General features: G+C 68.2%; 14 protein-coding genes and 2 tRNA genes. 11 read left to right on the top strand and 5 right to left on the bottom strand.

Features of this window, described 5'->3' with window-relative positions:
- Nucleotides 1-31 precede the first annotated feature (31 nt).
- Nucleotides 32-1,345, bottom strand: coding sequence for a zinc-dependent metalloprotease (locus SK571_RS25425; RefSeq protein ID WP_319986586.1), 1,314 nt, complete (start codon nucleotides 1,343-1,345; stop codon nucleotides 32-34).
- 44 nt (nucleotides 1,346-1,389) lie between these two features.
- On the opposite strand from SK571_RS25425, the gene SK571_RS25420 reads away from it, so the two are divergent.
- Nucleotides 1,390-2,469, top strand: coding sequence for a YlbL family protein (locus tag SK571_RS25420; RefSeq protein WP_319986585.1), 1,080 nt, complete (start codon nucleotides 1,390-1,392; stop codon nucleotides 2,467-2,469).
- 455 nt (nucleotides 2,470-2,924) lie between these two features.
- Here SK571_RS25420 and SK571_RS25415 read toward each other — a convergent pair whose 3' ends face one another.
- Nucleotides 2,925-3,464: a PPA1309 family protein gene (locus SK571_RS25415; protein ID WP_319986584.1), complete on the bottom strand. Its 540-nt coding sequence runs from the start codon at nucleotides 3,462-3,464 to the stop codon at nucleotides 2,925-2,927.
- A 94-nt stretch (nucleotides 3,465-3,558) separates the two neighbouring features.
- Between SK571_RS25415 and SK571_RS25410 the strand changes: the two genes are divergently transcribed.
- The 3 genes from SK571_RS25410 to SK571_RS25400 all read left to right on the top strand — a co-directional run bounded on the left by SK571_RS25410 (nucleotide 3,559) and on the right by SK571_RS25400 (nucleotide 7,153).
- Complete coding sequence (locus SK571_RS25410) at nucleotides 3,559-6,561, top strand: UPF0182 family protein (RefSeq protein ID WP_319986583.1); 3,003 nt, start codon at nucleotides 3,559-3,561, stop codon at nucleotides 6,559-6,561.
- Between the two features lie 51 nt (nucleotides 6,562-6,612).
- Nucleotides 6,613-6,686, top strand: a tRNA-Met gene (locus tag SK571_RS25405).
- A gap of 393 nt (nucleotides 6,687-7,079) precedes the next feature.
- Nucleotides 7,080-7,153 (top strand) — tRNA-Met (locus SK571_RS25400).
- Nucleotides 7,154-7,230: 77 nt separating this feature from the next.
- Here the strand turns inward: SK571_RS25400 and SK571_RS25395 are convergent.
- Complete coding sequence (locus SK571_RS25395) at nucleotides 7,231-7,440, bottom strand: hypothetical protein (RefSeq protein ID WP_319986582.1); 210 nt, start codon at nucleotides 7,438-7,440, stop codon at nucleotides 7,231-7,233.
- 387 nt (nucleotides 7,441-7,827) lie between these two features.
- On the opposite strand from SK571_RS25395, the gene SK571_RS25390 reads away from it, so the two are divergent.
- The 7 genes from SK571_RS25390 to SK571_RS25360 all read left to right on the top strand — a co-directional run bounded on the left by SK571_RS25390 (nucleotide 7,828) and on the right by SK571_RS25360 (nucleotide 13,065).
- Nucleotides 7,828-8,328 (top strand): PadR family transcriptional regulator, encoded by a 501-nt coding sequence (locus tag SK571_RS25390; protein WP_030470382.1) that lies wholly within the window; start codon nucleotides 7,828-7,830, stop codon nucleotides 8,326-8,328.
- Nucleotides 8,329-8,388: 60 nt separating this feature from the next.
- A complete protein-coding gene (gene prfB, locus SK571_RS25385) occupies nucleotides 8,389-9,492 on the top strand; it encodes a peptide chain release factor 2 (RefSeq protein WP_319986581.1) in 1,104 nt (367 codons plus the stop codon).
- The gene (locus tag SK571_RS25380; protein WP_319986580.1) at nucleotides 9,465-9,866 is read left to right on the top strand and encodes a hypothetical protein; all 402 of its coding nucleotides are present in this window, start codon (nucleotides 9,465-9,467) and stop codon (nucleotides 9,864-9,866) included. Before prfB ends, SK571_RS25380 begins: the two co-directional genes overlap by 28 nt.
- A 67-nt stretch (nucleotides 9,867-9,933) precedes the next feature.
- On the top strand, nucleotides 9,934-10,623 hold the full coding sequence (gene ftsE, locus SK571_RS25375; protein WP_030470385.1) for a cell division ATP-binding protein FtsE: 690 nt from the start codon (nucleotides 9,934-9,936) through the stop codon (nucleotides 10,621-10,623).
- A gap of 40 nt (nucleotides 10,624-10,663) precedes the next feature.
- Nucleotides 10,664-11,566: a permease-like cell division protein FtsX gene (gene ftsX / locus SK571_RS25370; RefSeq protein ID WP_030481520.1), complete on the top strand. Its 903-nt coding sequence runs from the start codon at nucleotides 10,664-10,666 to the stop codon at nucleotides 11,564-11,566.
- Between the two features lie 195 nt (nucleotides 11,567-11,761).
- Complete coding sequence (smpB, locus tag SK571_RS25365; RefSeq protein ID WP_189160483.1) at nucleotides 11,762-12,238, top strand: SsrA-binding protein SmpB; 477 nt, start codon at nucleotides 11,762-11,764, stop codon at nucleotides 12,236-12,238.
- Nucleotides 12,238-13,065 (top strand): amidohydrolase family protein, encoded by an 828-nt coding sequence (locus SK571_RS25360; protein ID WP_319986579.1) that lies wholly within the window; start codon nucleotides 12,238-12,240, stop codon nucleotides 13,063-13,065. The genes smpB and SK571_RS25360 overlap by 1 nt, the downstream gene beginning before the upstream one ends.
- On the opposite strand, the gene SK571_RS25355 is transcribed toward SK571_RS25360, so the two are convergent.
- The gene (locus SK571_RS25355) at nucleotides 13,050-13,691 is read right to left on the bottom strand and encodes a response regulator transcription factor (RefSeq protein ID WP_170176439.1); all 642 of its coding nucleotides are present in this window, start codon (nucleotides 13,689-13,691) and stop codon (nucleotides 13,050-13,052) included. The genes SK571_RS25360 and SK571_RS25355 overlap by 16 nt on opposite strands.
- On the bottom strand, nucleotides 13,679-14,917 hold the full coding sequence (locus SK571_RS25350) for a sensor histidine kinase (RefSeq protein ID WP_406602029.1): 1,239 nt from the start codon (nucleotides 14,915-14,917) through the stop codon (nucleotides 13,679-13,681). Before SK571_RS25350 ends, SK571_RS25355 begins: the two co-directional genes overlap by 13 nt.
- Nucleotides 14,918-14,986: the final 69 nt, after the last annotated feature.

Genomic DNA, 14,986 nt, shown 5'->3' with positions numbered 1-14,986 from the left:
TCGCCGGGCGCTTCACGTGTTCAGGTGCTGGTCAGGCCTCTTCGGGCTTGTCCGGCTTGTCGCCGTCCTCGGCCTTGCCCTCGCGCATGGTGCGCTCCAGCTCGGCGATCGGGTCCTCCAGCGCGTTGCGGGTGTTCGTCAGGCGTTCGGCGAACTCCAGCGGGTCGTCGAGGTCCTCGGCGGTCGGGACGAGCTCGGCGTGCTCCCACACGCTGTCGCGCACCTCGACACCGTGCTGGTCGCCGATCAGCTTCCACAGGGCCGAGGCGGCCCGCAGCTTGCGCGGGCGCAGCTCCAGGCCCACGAGCGTCGCGAACGTCTGTTCGGCCGGGCCACCTGAGGCACGGCGGCGGCGCAGCGTCTCGCGCAGGGCCGCGGCACCGGGCAGGCGGTCGGAGACGGCGGCGTCGACCACGACGTCCACCCAGCCCTCGACGAGGGCGAGGAGCGTCTCCAGGCGGTTCAGCGCCGCCTTCTGCTCCGGGGTGGTCTGCGGTTCGAGCAGGCCCGAGCTCATGGCCTCCTCGATGGAGGCGGGGTTCGACGGGTCGATCTGGCCGGCGAGCTGCTCCAGGGCCGAGGTGTCGACCTTGATGCCCTTGGCGAACTCCTCGACGGTGTCGAGCAGGCGCTGCCGCAGCCACGGCACGTGCGTGAAGAGGCGCTGGTGGGCGGCCTCGCGGGCGGCGAGGAACACCATGACCTCGGACGCGGGACGCTCCAGGCCCTCGGTGAACTTCTCGATGTTCGCCGGCAGCAGGGCCGCGGTGCCCTCGGGACCGAGCGGCAGGCCGACGTCGGTCGAGGTCAGCACCTCGGCGCCGAGCTGTGCCAGCGCGTTGCCGAGCTGCGAGCCGAACGCCATGCCGCCCATCTGGCCGAGCATCGCCAGCAGCGGGCCGGCCGCCTGCTTGGCCTCGGCGGGCATCGCCTCGACCCACGCGCCGGACATGCGCTGCGCGACCGGGTCGCACAGGCGCTGCCAGGTCGGGATCGTGCGCTCGATCCAGTCGCGCGCCGTCCACGCCTGCGTGGTGCGGGTGCCGGCGGGCAGCGACGTGACCGGGTCCAGCCACATCTCGGCCAGGTGCACGGCGTCGGTGACCGCGCTCGACTGGTCGGAGGCGAACCCGATCGTGGTCGTCGTCGAGGACAGCTGCTGGAACGCGATCTGCTTGGCGAGGTCGTAGTTCACCGGCCCGCTCGACGAGCCCGCGTTGCTCAACATCGAGCCCAGTTGGCTCAGCATGTTGCCCAGCTGGCTGAAGTCGAACGGGTTGTCTCCCGGCTTCCCGCTCTTGTCGTCGGGGTCGTGCGGGCTGAACCCGAACGGCACGTCACTCATGCCTCTACCGTACGCGGACAGACATGGTCGTACGCTGTTCAGCCGTGAGTGAAACCGTCACGACCGCACCCCCACCCGCGCCCCCGCCGAGGGAACGCGGACTGACCCGCCGGACGTGGACGCTGATCGTCAGCTTCCTAGTGGTGGCGGCACTCGGACTGCTCGGCGGTTTCGCCAGAGTCCCGTACGTCGCGCTGGGCCCCGGCCCGACCTACGACGTGCTCGGCCAGGTGAAGGACGCCGACGTGGTGTCGGTCGAGGGCCAGGACACCTTCCCCACCAAGGGGACCCTGCGCATGACGACGGTCTCGCTCACCGACGACGTGTCGCTGTTCGGCGCGCTGGGCCTGTGGTTGTCCGGCCGCTACGCCCTGGCGCCGCGCGAGGAGTTCTTCAAGCCCGGCGAGTCGGAGCAGCAGGTCCAGGAGAACAACGAGCGCGCGTTCAGCGAGTCGCAGACCGCCGCCGAGGTCGCGGCCCTGAACTACCTCAAGTATCCGGGCATGGTGATCGCGAACCAGGTCACCAAGGGCAGCCCGGCGGAGAACGTCATCCCGCTCGGCGCCCGCATCATCTCGGTCAACGGCAAGCAGGTGCAGAGCGCCGCCGACGTGAGCGGCGCGCTGGAGAACACCAAGCCCGGCGACCGCATCGAGGTGGCGTTCGAGAAGGACGGCACCTCCCAGTCGACCCAGCTCACCCTCGGCACCCGCGACGACGGCCGCCCGGCGGGCTTCATCGGCATCTCGCCGGTCGACCGCGCCGACGTGCCGTTCAAGATCAAGATCAGCCTCTCCGACGTGGGCGGTCCCTCGGCCGGCCTCATCTTCGCGCTGGCGATCGTCGACAAGCTGACGCCGGGCGAGCTCAACGGCGGCAAGTCCATCGCGGGCACCGGCGAGATCACCGGTGACGGCACCGTGAAGCCCATCGGCGGCATCGCGTTCAAGATGGTCGCCGCGAAGGAAGCGGGCGCGACGGCGTTCCTCGTGCCCGCCGACAACTGCACGGACGCGAAGCAGCAGGCGCCGCCCGACCTCAAGCTGATCAAGGTCGAGAACCTGACGGACGCCGTGTCGTCGCTGGAGGCGCTCAACGCCGGCAAGGACACGCCGAGCTGCTGACCCGGTCGGCCCGTGGACAGGTGGTGCTCGGCGGCACCGGCTGAGGTCCTGGCCGCGGCCCGCTGTGGCCGCGGCCGGCGCAGGAGTGGAAGCGGCGTCTGGACGACGCCTCGACCGGCGTGCTGCGGAGTGGTCGCCGCCTGGCGGTTCGGATGCTCCACGCCTGTGAAGGGTGTGCGCGCTGGTCGGCGAGGCCTCGGTGCCGGGGTGGTCGGCGGCCCGCCGCGGACGTCGGCGCGCGCTTTCGCAGGGGTACCCCTGAGCTGGGAACCCCTACATCTCAACGTACTCAGAGGGTCCGACAAGATCGGCGAACGCGCGTTGGTTCCGCCGGGGCGGCCGGCTCGGCCGCGCTTGCGGCGGTCCTCGCTGTCCGCTTGCCGCGAACATCAGGCAACGACATCAACCCCGGCGCGATCAGGTGCCGGGGTTGTGCCAGCCTGGTGAGGTGACGACTAGGGCCGCAGCGTGGCGAGCAGGGCGTCGGTGAGGTTGGGCGCCAGTTCGGGGTGCTCGACGAACTCCTCTGGCACCTCGACCGTCCCGCGCAGCCTCAGCACGCAGGAGACCGAGCCGTCGCGCAGCACCGCCGCCACCAGGCGCGCCTCGCGGCGTGCGGGGTGTTCGGCGGCGAAGCGGCGGGCCGCCTCGTCGTCCAGGTCGCCGTGGCTCAGTTCCGTCTCGGCCTCCGGCGGCAGGACGACGATCTCCTGGGCCAGGGCGCACCCGGTCACGGCCGGGGGCCACTCGATGCCCGCGAGCGCGTCGCCCAGGTCGCCCGACAGCTCGTCCTGGGCGATCGGGGTCAGCGGGCTCGACTCCGGGTCGAGCTGGTCCCGCAGCTCCGGTTGCTGCTTCAGCAGGTCTGAGGTGGCCACTAGGGCGAAGAGTTGCGGAGGCTGCTCCCAGCCGCCTGCCGCTACGAACTCCTCAACCTCGCGGGCGACCGTCGGGAGGATGACCGCTGGCGTTTCACTCGCTGACACGCGTGTCATCGTAAGACTGCGGACTTCACGGGAACCCAGGGCGTCGTCCGTAGAGTTGGACTAAACGTACGTATCGATTTACCGCGATCCAGGAGCGTGCCTCGTGGCCACACGGCCTCCGGTCGGACTGCCGAAACTGTCCCGGCGCAGCCGAATACTGCTCATCGTGGGTGTAGTGCTCCTGTTCGGTCTCATCACGGGATCGCGGCTGCTCGACACCTACGTGAACTGGCTGTGGTTCGGCGAGGTGAAATTCCGCGACGTCTACAGCACAGTCCTGCTCACCCGCCTGGCGCTGTTCGTGGCCGTCGGGGCCGTGGTCGGCGGCGTCGTCGCGCTGAACCTCTTCCTCGCGTACCGGGCTCGGCCGGTGTTCGTGCCGGTGTCCGGGCCCGACGACCCGGTGGCGCGCTACCGCACCGTCGTGATGGGGCGGGTGCGGTTCTTCGCGATCGGCATCCCCGTGTTCGTCGGGCTGATCGCGGGCGCGTCGGCGCAGGCCGACTGGCAGCAGATCCAGCTGTTCCTGAACTCCCAGCCGTTCGGCGTGACCGACCCGCAGTTCGGGCACGACATCGGCTTCTACGCGTTCCAGCTGCCGTTCTACGAGTGGCTGCTGTCGTGGCTGTTCATCACGACCGCCGTCTCGTTCATCGGCGCGGTCATCGCGCACTACCTGTTCGGCGGCATCCGGCTGGCCGGTCGCGGCGGCCAGCTCTCGGGCCCCGCGCGGCTGCACCTGGCGCTCGTCGCCGGTACGTTCGTGCTGCTCAAGGCCGTCGCGTACTTCTTCGACCGGTACTCGCTGCTGCTGCACGAGAACGAGAAGTTCGTCGGCGCGAGCTACACCGACCTCAACGCGGTGCTGCCGGCCAAGCTGATCCTGCTGTGCATCGCGGTGTTCTGCGCCGTCGCGTTCTTCGCGGGCGCGTTCATGCGCAACGTGCAGCTGCCCGCCATCGCGACCGTCCTGCTGGTGCTGTCGAGCGTGCTCGTCGGTGCGGCGTGGCCCGCGGTGCTGGAGCAGTTCTCGGTCAAGCCGAACGCCATCCAGAAGGAAGCCGAGTCGATCACCCGCAACATCGCGGCGACACGGCAGTCGTTCGGGCTGACAGACGACAAGGTCGAGACGAAGCCCTACGAGGGCAAGCAGAACGTCACCAACGACCAGGTCAAGACCAACGACGCGGCGACGCTGGGCAACATCCGCCTGCTCGACCCGGCGGTGCTCTCGCGCACCTTCACGCAGTTCCAGCAGCTGCGGCCGTTCTACGGCTTCCCGAACAAGCTCGACGTCGACCGGTACACAGTGGAGGGAAAGCTCCGCGACTACATCGTCGCGGTGCGCGAGCTCAAGCTCGACAGCCTGCCGCAGGGCCAGCGCGACTGGATCAACCAGCACCTCATCTACACGCACGGCAACGGCTTCGTCTACGCCGAGGCGAACAAGGTGAACGCGGTCGCCGACGAGTCCAACGGCGGCTACCCGGACTTCAAGACCGGTGAGGTCAAGTCCAACGGCGACGTCGGCAACGTGCCGAACGGCATCAAGGTCGACCAGCCCCGCACCTACTTCGGCGAGCTGTTCGGCGTGAACGACTACTCGATCGTCGGCGGCCGTCCGGCCGGCTCGGCGGCGGAGTACGACACGGACGCCAAGTCCTACACCTACACCGGTGCCGGTGGCGTCCCGATCGGCAGCCTGTTCAACAAGCTCGCCTTCGCGGCGTACTACGGCGAGCGCAACATCCTCTTCAACCAGTCGATCGCGGACGACTCGAAGATCCTGTTCAAGCGCACGCCGCGCGACCGCGTGCAGGCCGTCGCCCCGTGGCTCACGGTGGACAGCGACCCGTACCCGGCCGTCGTCAACGGCCGCATCACGTGGATCGTCGACGGATACACCACGCTCGAGAACTACCCGTACGCGCAGCGCACGCAGCTCGGTGACGCGACGAACGACTCGCTCACTGCGGACGGCGTCGTCATCTCGCAGGTCAACAAGCCCGTCAACTACATCCGCAACTCGGTCAAGGCCACTGTGGACGCCTACGACGGCACGGTGAACCTGTACCAGATCGACGACAAGGACCCGGTCCTCAAGGCGTGGATGGGCGTCTTCCCGAACACGGTGAAGCCGGGCAGCGAGATCTCCAACGAGCTGCGCCAGCACTTCCGCTACCCCGAGGACCTGTTCAAGGTGCAGCGGCAGATCCTGTCGAAGTACCACGTCTCGTCGCCGTCGGACTTCTACTCCGGTGTCGCCTACTGGGCACCGCCGCAGGACCCGACGATCGACAACGTGACAACGGCCGACGCCCAGCGCGACGCGGCGAGCAAGCGCCGTGACGCCCAGCCGCCGTTCTACGTCCTCGCCGGTGACCCGAGCGACCCGAGCAAGGTCCGCTTCCAGCTGACCAGCCCGCTCGTCCGCGAGAACCGGGAGTTCATGGCGGCCCACGTCTCGGTCGGATCCGATCCGGACAACTACGGGAAGATCAGCGTCCTGCAACTCAGTCAGGACGCGAAGGGCCCGCAGCAGATCCAGACGCAGTTCCTCACGTCGGACAACGTCAGCCGCGAGCTCAACCTGCTGACCCAGCAGAAGACGACGGTCGTCTACGGCAACCTGCTCACACTGCCCGTGGGCGGAGCGCTGCTCTACGTCGAACCCGTCTACATCGAGCGCGCGTCGAACAACACGTCGTACCCGCAGCTGTCCAAGGTGCTCGTCTGGTACGGCGACCGGGTCGGCTACGCGTCCACGCTGAACGAGGCGCTGGACCAGGTGCTCAGCGGTGCCGGCGCGGTCGTGCCGCCGCCCAGCGACAACAACGGCAACGGCCAGACCTCCACGCCGCCGTCGACCACACCGCCCACCAACAGCGCGCTGAGCCCTGAGCTGCAGAAGGCGGTCAGCGACATCGACGCGGCGCTGGCCGACATCAAGAGGGCCCAGCAGAGCAGCAACTTCACCGAGCTCGGCCAGGCGTACGCCAAGCTGGACGACGCCACGAAGAGGTTCAAGCAGTACAACACCGGGGCGCCCGCGGCGCCGCCGACCGGCCAGTCGTCGGTTGTGCCGAGCCCCACACCGTCCGGCTGACCTACCGATTTGCTTTATCCGCTCCGCCCCGCGTAAGGTTCTAATTACCGACGCGGGGTGGAGCAGCTCGGTAGCTCGCTGGGCTCATAACCCAGAGGTCGCAGGTTCAAATCCTGTCCCCGCTACAAAGCTGGGAGAGCCCTGTTCGCGGAAAACGCGAACAGGGCTTTTTCGCATTTACATTGGGGGCGGAGCCCTCAAACCCCACCCCGGGGGCAAGCCCCCGGACCCCCGCCTGCCTTGCCTTCGGCATCGGCAGGCCACCCCTCGCGTCAGCTTCCCCGGCCTTGCCTTCGGCGTCGGCTGGACCGAATTGCCTCGCGTCGGCTTGCTTTGCCTTCGGCGTTGGCGGGTGCGATCTCGGCGGTCGGTGGGGTGGCGGCGGGCGGATGGGGGTTGTGGGGGGCTGACCTGCGGGAATGGTGCTTAAGGGGGGTGGGTGAAAATGGGTTTTTGGAGGGTGTAGAGTTCTCCTTACAACAGCAAGACAGCAACACGGCAAGACAAGCTAGAAGCGGCGCGGGGTGGAGCAGCTCGGTAGCTCGCTGGGCTCATAACCCAGAGGTCGCAGGTTCAAATCCTGTCCCCGCTACTAGATTAGACAGAAGGCCGGAGCCACTTGGCTCCGGCCTTCTGCGTTTCCCGGCCTGTGCGACTCGGCCAGGCCTTTCAGGTCATGTTCTCCGCCCAGTACTGGGCGCACAGCATGCTGGAGCAGATGCGGCCCTCGCCGTTGACGGTGCGGTGCTTGCGGATCTGTTTGCCGCACACCATGCACTCGTCCTTGCCGGCCTGCTCCGGGATGCCTCCCGTGACCCACGCCCTCGTGTGCGCCGCCACCTTCTTGTGGTCCAGCCACTTCAAGTTCAGGTTCATCATGGTCCCCGACCTCCGTGTTCAACCGCGCCTGCCTGGCAATGATCATTTTCCCGGAATGCCGGGCGCAGGAAAGAGGTCTGAGCGGACATCACCAGGTCGTGCGACGCCGGCCCCCCGACCGTCCATTCGGGTGGCTCCGGCCGGTGAGAGTCGTACCGCCGATCGAGTGAGGGCGGGGGACTTTCGTTTCTGCGAAAGGACTTTTCCATCCGGGATGGACACAGACGGTCAAGAGGCCAAACGCGTGAGGCTCGGAAACTGCCGCTTACTCAGCGAGACTTTTCGTTGCTCCGCATGGCCCATCAGACTAGCCCGGTGATCAGCCACTGTGGACAGAACGGCTGACCATTGTGGACAGCTTCCCCCAGACGTGGGAACGTTGTCGTTGTGTCAGACCTGAATGCGACCGCAGCTGCCCTGCTCGGGCTGCTGCACGACGGACCCAAGACCGGTGGCCAGTTGGTTGCGGAGGCAGGAGACCGCTTCGGCGCGTTCTTCAGCGTCACCCGCAGCCAGGTGTACCGCGAGCTGCCCGCGCTGGCTGACCAAGGCCTGCTGCGCCTCGGCAAGCAGGGACCGCGGTCCAGCCAGCAGTACGTGCTGACTGCCGCGGGCAAGAAGGCCTTCAAGAACTGGCTGCTGTCCGAGCCTGGCCCGGACCACCTGCGCAGCCCGCTCATCCTGCGCCTGGTGCACGCCGGTTCGCTGACCGCGAAGCAGCGCGAGTCCCTGATCACGACCGCACGTTCGACGTACGGTCAGGAACAGGAGAGCGCGAAGAGCGCGGCCAAGACGGCGGAGGACCCCTACGCCAAGGCGGTGGCCGAGTTCGGCCTCGCCCACGCGAAGGCCGTTCTCAAGCTGCTCGACGCGATTCCGACCGCCTAGAAGAGAGCGCCAGCACGCACCGGTCGCGACTGACGACCGGTGCTGGCGTAATCTTTTTGCGTGAACCCGGACGTCGAAGCAGACATCAAGGACCTCTCCGCCACCCTTTCGAGCATCGAGGCGGTGCTGGACCTCGATGCTCTGCGTGCCGCTGTCGCGGACCTGGAGGCGCAGGCGACCCGCCCGGACCTCTGGGACGACCAGGAGAAGGCGCAGAAGGTCACCAGCCAGCTCTCCCACAAGCAGGGCGAGCTGCGCCGCGTCACCGGCCTGCGCTCGCGCCTCGACGACCTGCCGCTGCTCTACGAACTCGCCGAAGAGGCAGAGGACGCGGACGCCGCGGCCGATGCGGACAACGACCGCGCCAAGCTCCGCGAGGAGATCGCGAGCCTCGAGGTGCGCACGCTGCTGTCCGGCGAGTACGACGAGCGCAACGCGCTGATCACCATCCGCGCCGAGGCCGGTGGCGTCGACGCCGCGGACTTCGCCGAGATGCTGCTGCGCATGTACTCGCGCTGGGCCGAGCGCCACAACTACGGCGTCGACGTGTTCGACACGTCCTACGCCGAAGAGGCCGGCATCAAGTCCGCGACCTTCCGCGTCAGCGCCCCCTACGCCTACGGCACGCTGAGCGTCGAGCAGGGCACGCACCGCCTCGTGCGCATCTCGCCGTTCGACAACCAGGGCCGCCGCCAGACGTCGTTCGCCGGCGTCGAGGTCGTGCCCGTCGTCGAGCAGACCGACCACGTCGAGATCGACGAGAAGGACCTGCGCGTCGACGTCTACCGCTCGTCCGGCCCCGGCGGCCAGGGCGTCAACACGACGGACTCGGCGGTGCGCCTCACGCACATCCCGACCGGCATCGTGGTGTCCTGCCAGAACGAGCGCTCGCAGCTGCAGAACAAGGCCACGGCCATGAACGTCCTGCAGGCGAAGCTGCTCGAGCGCCGCCGGCAGGAGGAGCAGGCCAAGATGGACGCGCTGAAGGACTCCGGCTCCAGCTGGGGCAACCAGATGCGCTCCTACGTGCTGCACCCGTACCAGATGGTCAAGGACCTGCGCACCGAGCACGAGGTCGGCAACCCGTCCGCGGTGCTCGACGGCGAGATCGACGACTTCCTCGAGGCCGGCATCCGGTGGCGCAAGCAGTCCCAGCAGGCGTAGCCGAGTTCCGCGGCCTCGTCCACGAGGCCGCGCGGCGCGCTGGGGGCACGGTGACGCGCTGGTGCGAGCCGGACGTCACCCCGAACTTCCACGCGGCGTACGTCGAGTACAGCGACCATCGGCCCACGGTCGCGGTGCTGTACTCGCACGCCGGTGACGTGGCGCTCGCGACCGGCCACGAACAGCAGCCGGTGGAGTTCGTCGACGACGCGGCGCTCACGGGCGTGCTCGCCGAGTTGAACCTGCACGTGCGGGGCTCTGCGGAGCTGAGGCGGCCGTTCAGGGCCGAGGACTGGCCGCTTCTCGACGTTCGTGACGTGCGCTACTGGCGTCCGCAGACCGTCGGCGAGGCCCTCTTCAACTGGTGGGACTGACCCCTTCCGGGGCTGGAAGTTAACCGGAACGGGGGCTTTACCCCGGCCATGAGTAGACTCGCGCCTCGTGATTCGTCTCGAACACGTTTCCAAGGTCTACAAGACCTCCACGCGTCCTGCGCTCGACGACGTGTCCGTCGAGATGGAGAAGGGCGAGTTCGTCTTCCTGATCGGGCCTTCCGGGTCCGGCAAGTCGACGTTCCTGCGCCTGCTGCTGCGCGAAGAGGTGCCGACCAGGGGACGCGTCTACGTCTCCAACTTCGACGTCGCCAAGATGTCGCGCCGCCGGGTCCCCCGCCTGCGGCAGTCGATCGGCTGCGTGTTCCAGGACTTCCGTCTTCTGCCCACGAAGACGGTCGCGGAGAACGTCGCCTTCGCGCTCGAGGTCATCGGCAAGCCCCGCAACACCATCGTCAAGGTGGTGCCGGAGGTGCTGCAGCTGGTGGGTCTCGACGGCAAGGAGGACAGGTTCCCGACCGAGCTGTCCGGTGGTGAGCAGCAGCGCGTCGCGATCGCCCGTGCGTTCGTGAACCGCCCGCTGGTGCTGATCGCCGACGAGCCCACCGGAAACCTGGACCCCGACACGAGCCAGGACATCATGTTGCTGCTGGAGCGGATCAACCGCACCGGCACGACCGTCATCATGGCCACCCACGACCACGGCATCGTCGACTCGATGCGCCGCCGAGTGGTGGAGCTCTCGTACGGCAAGGTCGTCCGTGATGACGCGCGCGGCGTTTACGGCGTTGGCCGCTAAGCGTCCCTAAGCCCCCGAACCCCAAGGAACCCCGCCCCCGATGCGTACCAGCTTCGTGTTCAGCGAGGTCATCACCGGACTTCGCCGGAACGTCACGATGACGATCGCGATGATCCTCACGACCGCCATCTCGCTCGGGCTGCTCGGCGGTGGCCTGCTCGTCGTCCGCATGGTCGACAAGATGCAGGCCAACTACGCGGGCAAGCTCGAGGTCTCCGTGCTGCTGACGAACGATGTCAGCGCCAACGACAAGGACTGCACCCAGCAGCCGTGTGCGGGCCTGCGTTCCAACCTGGAGGCGACCTCCGGCGTCGAGTCCGTGGTGTACCAGAACCGGGACGAGGGCTTCGAGCGCTTCAAGCGCATCTTCGAGGCCCAGCCGGAACTGCTCAAGCTCGCGCGTCCCGAAGCCATCCCGGCCACGTTCCGCGTGAAGCTCGAGGACCCGGAGCGGACCGACGTCATCAAGCAGGCCTTCGAGGGCAAGCCCGGTGTGAAGGGCGTCGACGACCAGGGCAAGTTCCTGGAGCGGTTCTTCGAGGGCCTGAACGGCATGCGCGACGTCGCCCTGATCCTGGCGCTCATCCAGGCGTTCGCCGCGCTGTTGCTGATCTCGAACACCATCCAGGTGTCGGCGTTCACCCGTCGCGTCGAGGTCGGCATCATGCGACTGGTGGGCGCGACCCGGTGGTACACGCAGCTGCCGTTCCTCATCGAGGCGGTCGTCGCGGGCATCATCGGCTCGGTCACCGCGGTCGGCGGCCTGGTGCTGTTCAAGGCGTTCTTCCTCGACCGGATCACCAGGAACCTCACCGAGTCGGGCATCATCCCGCCGATCGGCTACCTGGACATCCTGATCGTGTCGCCCTGGCTGTTCCTCGTCGCGATAGTCATCTCGGCGACCACCGGCTACGTGACACTCCGTCTCTACGTGCGGCTTTAGCTCTGATTTATGGGTCCGTGTTCGCGATAGCCGAGGCTGAGGCGGCCCCTGGCGGCACGGGCGGCCGACCCGAATACAACACCGGTATGCAGGTCAGCCGCCCGCACCACCAGGAACCACCTCAGCCGCGACTCTCATCGAACGAGACCCATAAATCAGAGCTTGGAGTTTTGCGGACCATTTAGACTGGTCGTCATGGTCAAGGAACGCGGGCAGAAGGTCATCGCGTCGAACCGCAAGGCTCGGCACGACTGGTCCATTCTGGACACCTACGAGGCGGGCATTCAGCTCGTCGGCACCGAGGTGAAGAGCCTGCGCATGGGCCGGGCGTCCCTGGTGGACGCCTTCGCCCAGGTCGACGACGGCGAGATCTGGCTGCACGCGCTGCACATCCCGGAGTACGTCGCGGGCACCTGGACGAACCACGAGGTCCGGCGCAAGCGCAAGCTCCTGCTGCACAAGGCGGAGATCGAGCGGCTGATCGGCAAGACCAAGGAGTCCGGTCTGTCGCTCGTGCCGCTGCAGATGTACTTCAAGGACGGCTACGTCAAGGTCGAGATCGCGCTCGCGAAGGGCAAGAAGTCCTACGACAAGCGCCAGGACCTGGCGAAGCGCGACGCGAACCGCGAGATCGCCAAGGCGCACGGCCGCGCCCTGAAGGGTCGCTACTGATGGCACTGGTGGACGTCCACGTCCACTTCATGCCGCAGAACGTCCTGGACAAGGTCTGGGCCTACTTCGACCGCGTGCGCGAATCCGGGGTCGACTGGTTCATCCAGTACCGCACCGACGAGAACGCCCGGCTCACCGCACTGCGGGAGCTGGGCGTCGTCGCGTTCGCACCCCTGCTCTACCCGCACAAGCCGGGCATGGCGCCGTGGCTGAACGAGTGGGTGGCCGACTTCGCGGCGCGGGTCCCGGAGGCGGTGCCGACGGGCACGTTCTACGCGGAACCCGGCGCCGAGGCGTACGTGCGCAAGGCCCTGGAGGCCGGTGCGCGCTGCTTCAAGTCGCACGTCCAGGTCGGTGGCTACGACCCGCGTGACGCGCTGCTGGACGGCGTCTGGGGTCAGCTGGCGGAGGCCGGCGTGCCCGTGGTCGTGCACTGCGGCGACGGGCCGATGCCGGGCGAGTTCACCGGGCTCGGCGTCTTCGAAGAGGTTCTGAAGGCGCACCCGCGGCTGACCGCGGTGATCGCGCACGCGGGGATGCCGGACTACTCGGGCGCGTTGGACCTGGTGGAGCGCTACCGCGACGTGCACGTCGACACCACGATGGTGGGCGTCCCGTTCACCGAGCAGATGGTGCCGCTGCCCGCGGACTGGCGGGCGCGCGTGGCGGGGCTCGCGGACCGGGTGGTGCTGGGCACCGACTTCCCGAACATCCCGTACGCGTACGAGGTGCAGCTCGACGCCATCAGGTCGTGGGGCCTGGACGCCGCCGCCGAGCAGGCGATCCTGCACGACAACGGCGTCCGTCTGCTTCAGCTGTCGAGATAGGCGAGCACGGCGCGCACGCGGCGGTGCTCGGAGTTCGACGGCTCCAGGCCGAGCTTGGCGAAGATGTTGCCGACGTGCTTCTCGACGGCGCCGTCGGACACGACGAGCGTGCCGGCGATGGCCGTGTTGGACAGTCCCTGGGCCATCAGCCCGAGCACCTCGCGTTCGCGGGGCGTCAACTTGTCGACGGGGCTCTTCTTGCTGCGCACCATGAGCTGCGTGATCACCTCGTGGTCGATGCTCGTGCCACCGTCGGCGACCCTGCGCACCGCGTCGACGAACTCCTTCACGTCCGCGACCCGTTCCTTGAGCAGGTAACCGACCCCGCTCGCGCCACCCGCGAGGAGCTCCACGGCGTAGCGCTCCTCGACGTACTGCGACAGCACCAGCACCGGCAGCCCCGGATAGCGGCGGCGGCACTCGATGGCGGCCCGCAGTCCCTCGTCGGTGAACGACGGGGGCATCCGCACGTCCACCACGCACAGGTCGGGCCTGTGCTCGGTCACGGCGTCGAGCAGGTCGTCACCGTTCTCCACCGCCGCGACGGTCTCGATGCCCTCGTCGGCGAGCAACCTCTGCACGCCCACCCTCAGCAGCACCGAGTCCTCGGCGATCACCACGCGCACGGCAACTCCGCTCGAATAACGGTCGGCCCACCAGCGGGGCTGACGACGACAACCACACCGTCGATCGTGGCAGCCCGGTCCGCGAGCCCGGCGAGCCCGCCGCCCGGCCGCAGTTCCGCGCCACCCTGACCGTTGTCGGTGACCTCGACCAGCACCCCGGTGTCCACCCTGTTGACCCGCACGGTCGCCTTGGTGCCGTTGGAGTGCTTGGTGATGTTCGTGAGCGCCTCGCCGACGGTGAAGTACGCGGCGCTCTCCACCGACGTCGGCGGCCGCGGCTCCACGTCGACCTGCAGGTCGACCTCGATCGGCACACGGGCGGCGAGCGCGGACAGCGCGGCGTCGAGCCCCCGGTCGCCCAGGACGGACGGGTAGATGCCCCGCGCCAGGTCCCGCAGTTCCTTGATGGCGAGCTTCGCGTCCGCGTGCGCCTCCGCGATGAGCTCGGCCGCGGCCACCGGATCCGTGTCCAGCTTGGACTTCGCCCGGCCCAGCCCCATCGCCACGGCCACGAGCCGCTGCTGCGCGCCGTCGTGCAGGTCGCGTTCGATGCGCCGGCGCTCCGCCTCAGCCGCCTCGACACCGCGGGCCCGGCTGGACGACAGCCGCTCCGCCTCGATCGCCAGCGCGTCGGCACGCGTCGGCCCGAGCATGCCGCGAGCGAACTTGCCGTGCACCGACCCGAGCCACCGGGTGCCGAGCGCCGCGAACGGGATCAGCGCCAGCCCGATCAGCGAGACGGGCAACGCCGACGCGAACGAGTCGATGGTCCAGAAGTCGCCCACGATCACCGCGAACGGTGCCGTGCCGATCCAGAACGGCACCGCGATGAACGCCGCCGCGACCGACCACATGACGACGACGGACACGAACTCCAGGATGCCGACCGGCAACAGCAACAGCAGGTACCCGAAATCACGCCAGGTCGCCGGATCGGTGAACTGGGCCTTGAACCGCACCCACAACGTGCCGGTCGGTGGCTCTCGGTAAGGCCTGGGGATGTCCGTGCGCAACGCCGCCCTGACCCACGCCCGCTCCATCGTCGCGCCACCCCGCACGACCGCCATGGCCGACCACAGGATCGGCAGACCGACCCAGAGGATCGAGGTCGCGAACCCGACGACGGTGAGCACGACGGAGAGGGTGAACCAGAAGATGCCGGTCACCAGGTTGGTCAGCAGGTAGAACCCGGCTGCGAGCGCGTTCGGTTTCCTCATGACGTCCATGCTGTCGTTCTCGCTGGTCAGAGACCATCTGGCCAGCCATCCGGTCAGAGGTGGGGACAGCCCTACCTG

Source organism: Lentzea kristufekii, assembly GCF_033949925.1.
Taxonomy (GTDB): Bacteria; Actinomycetota; Actinomycetes; order Mycobacteriales; family Pseudonocardiaceae; genus Lentzea; species Lentzea kristufekii.
Note: the sequence above shows the minus strand (reverse complement) of the source record. Positions and strands in the feature narration are given on the sequence as shown.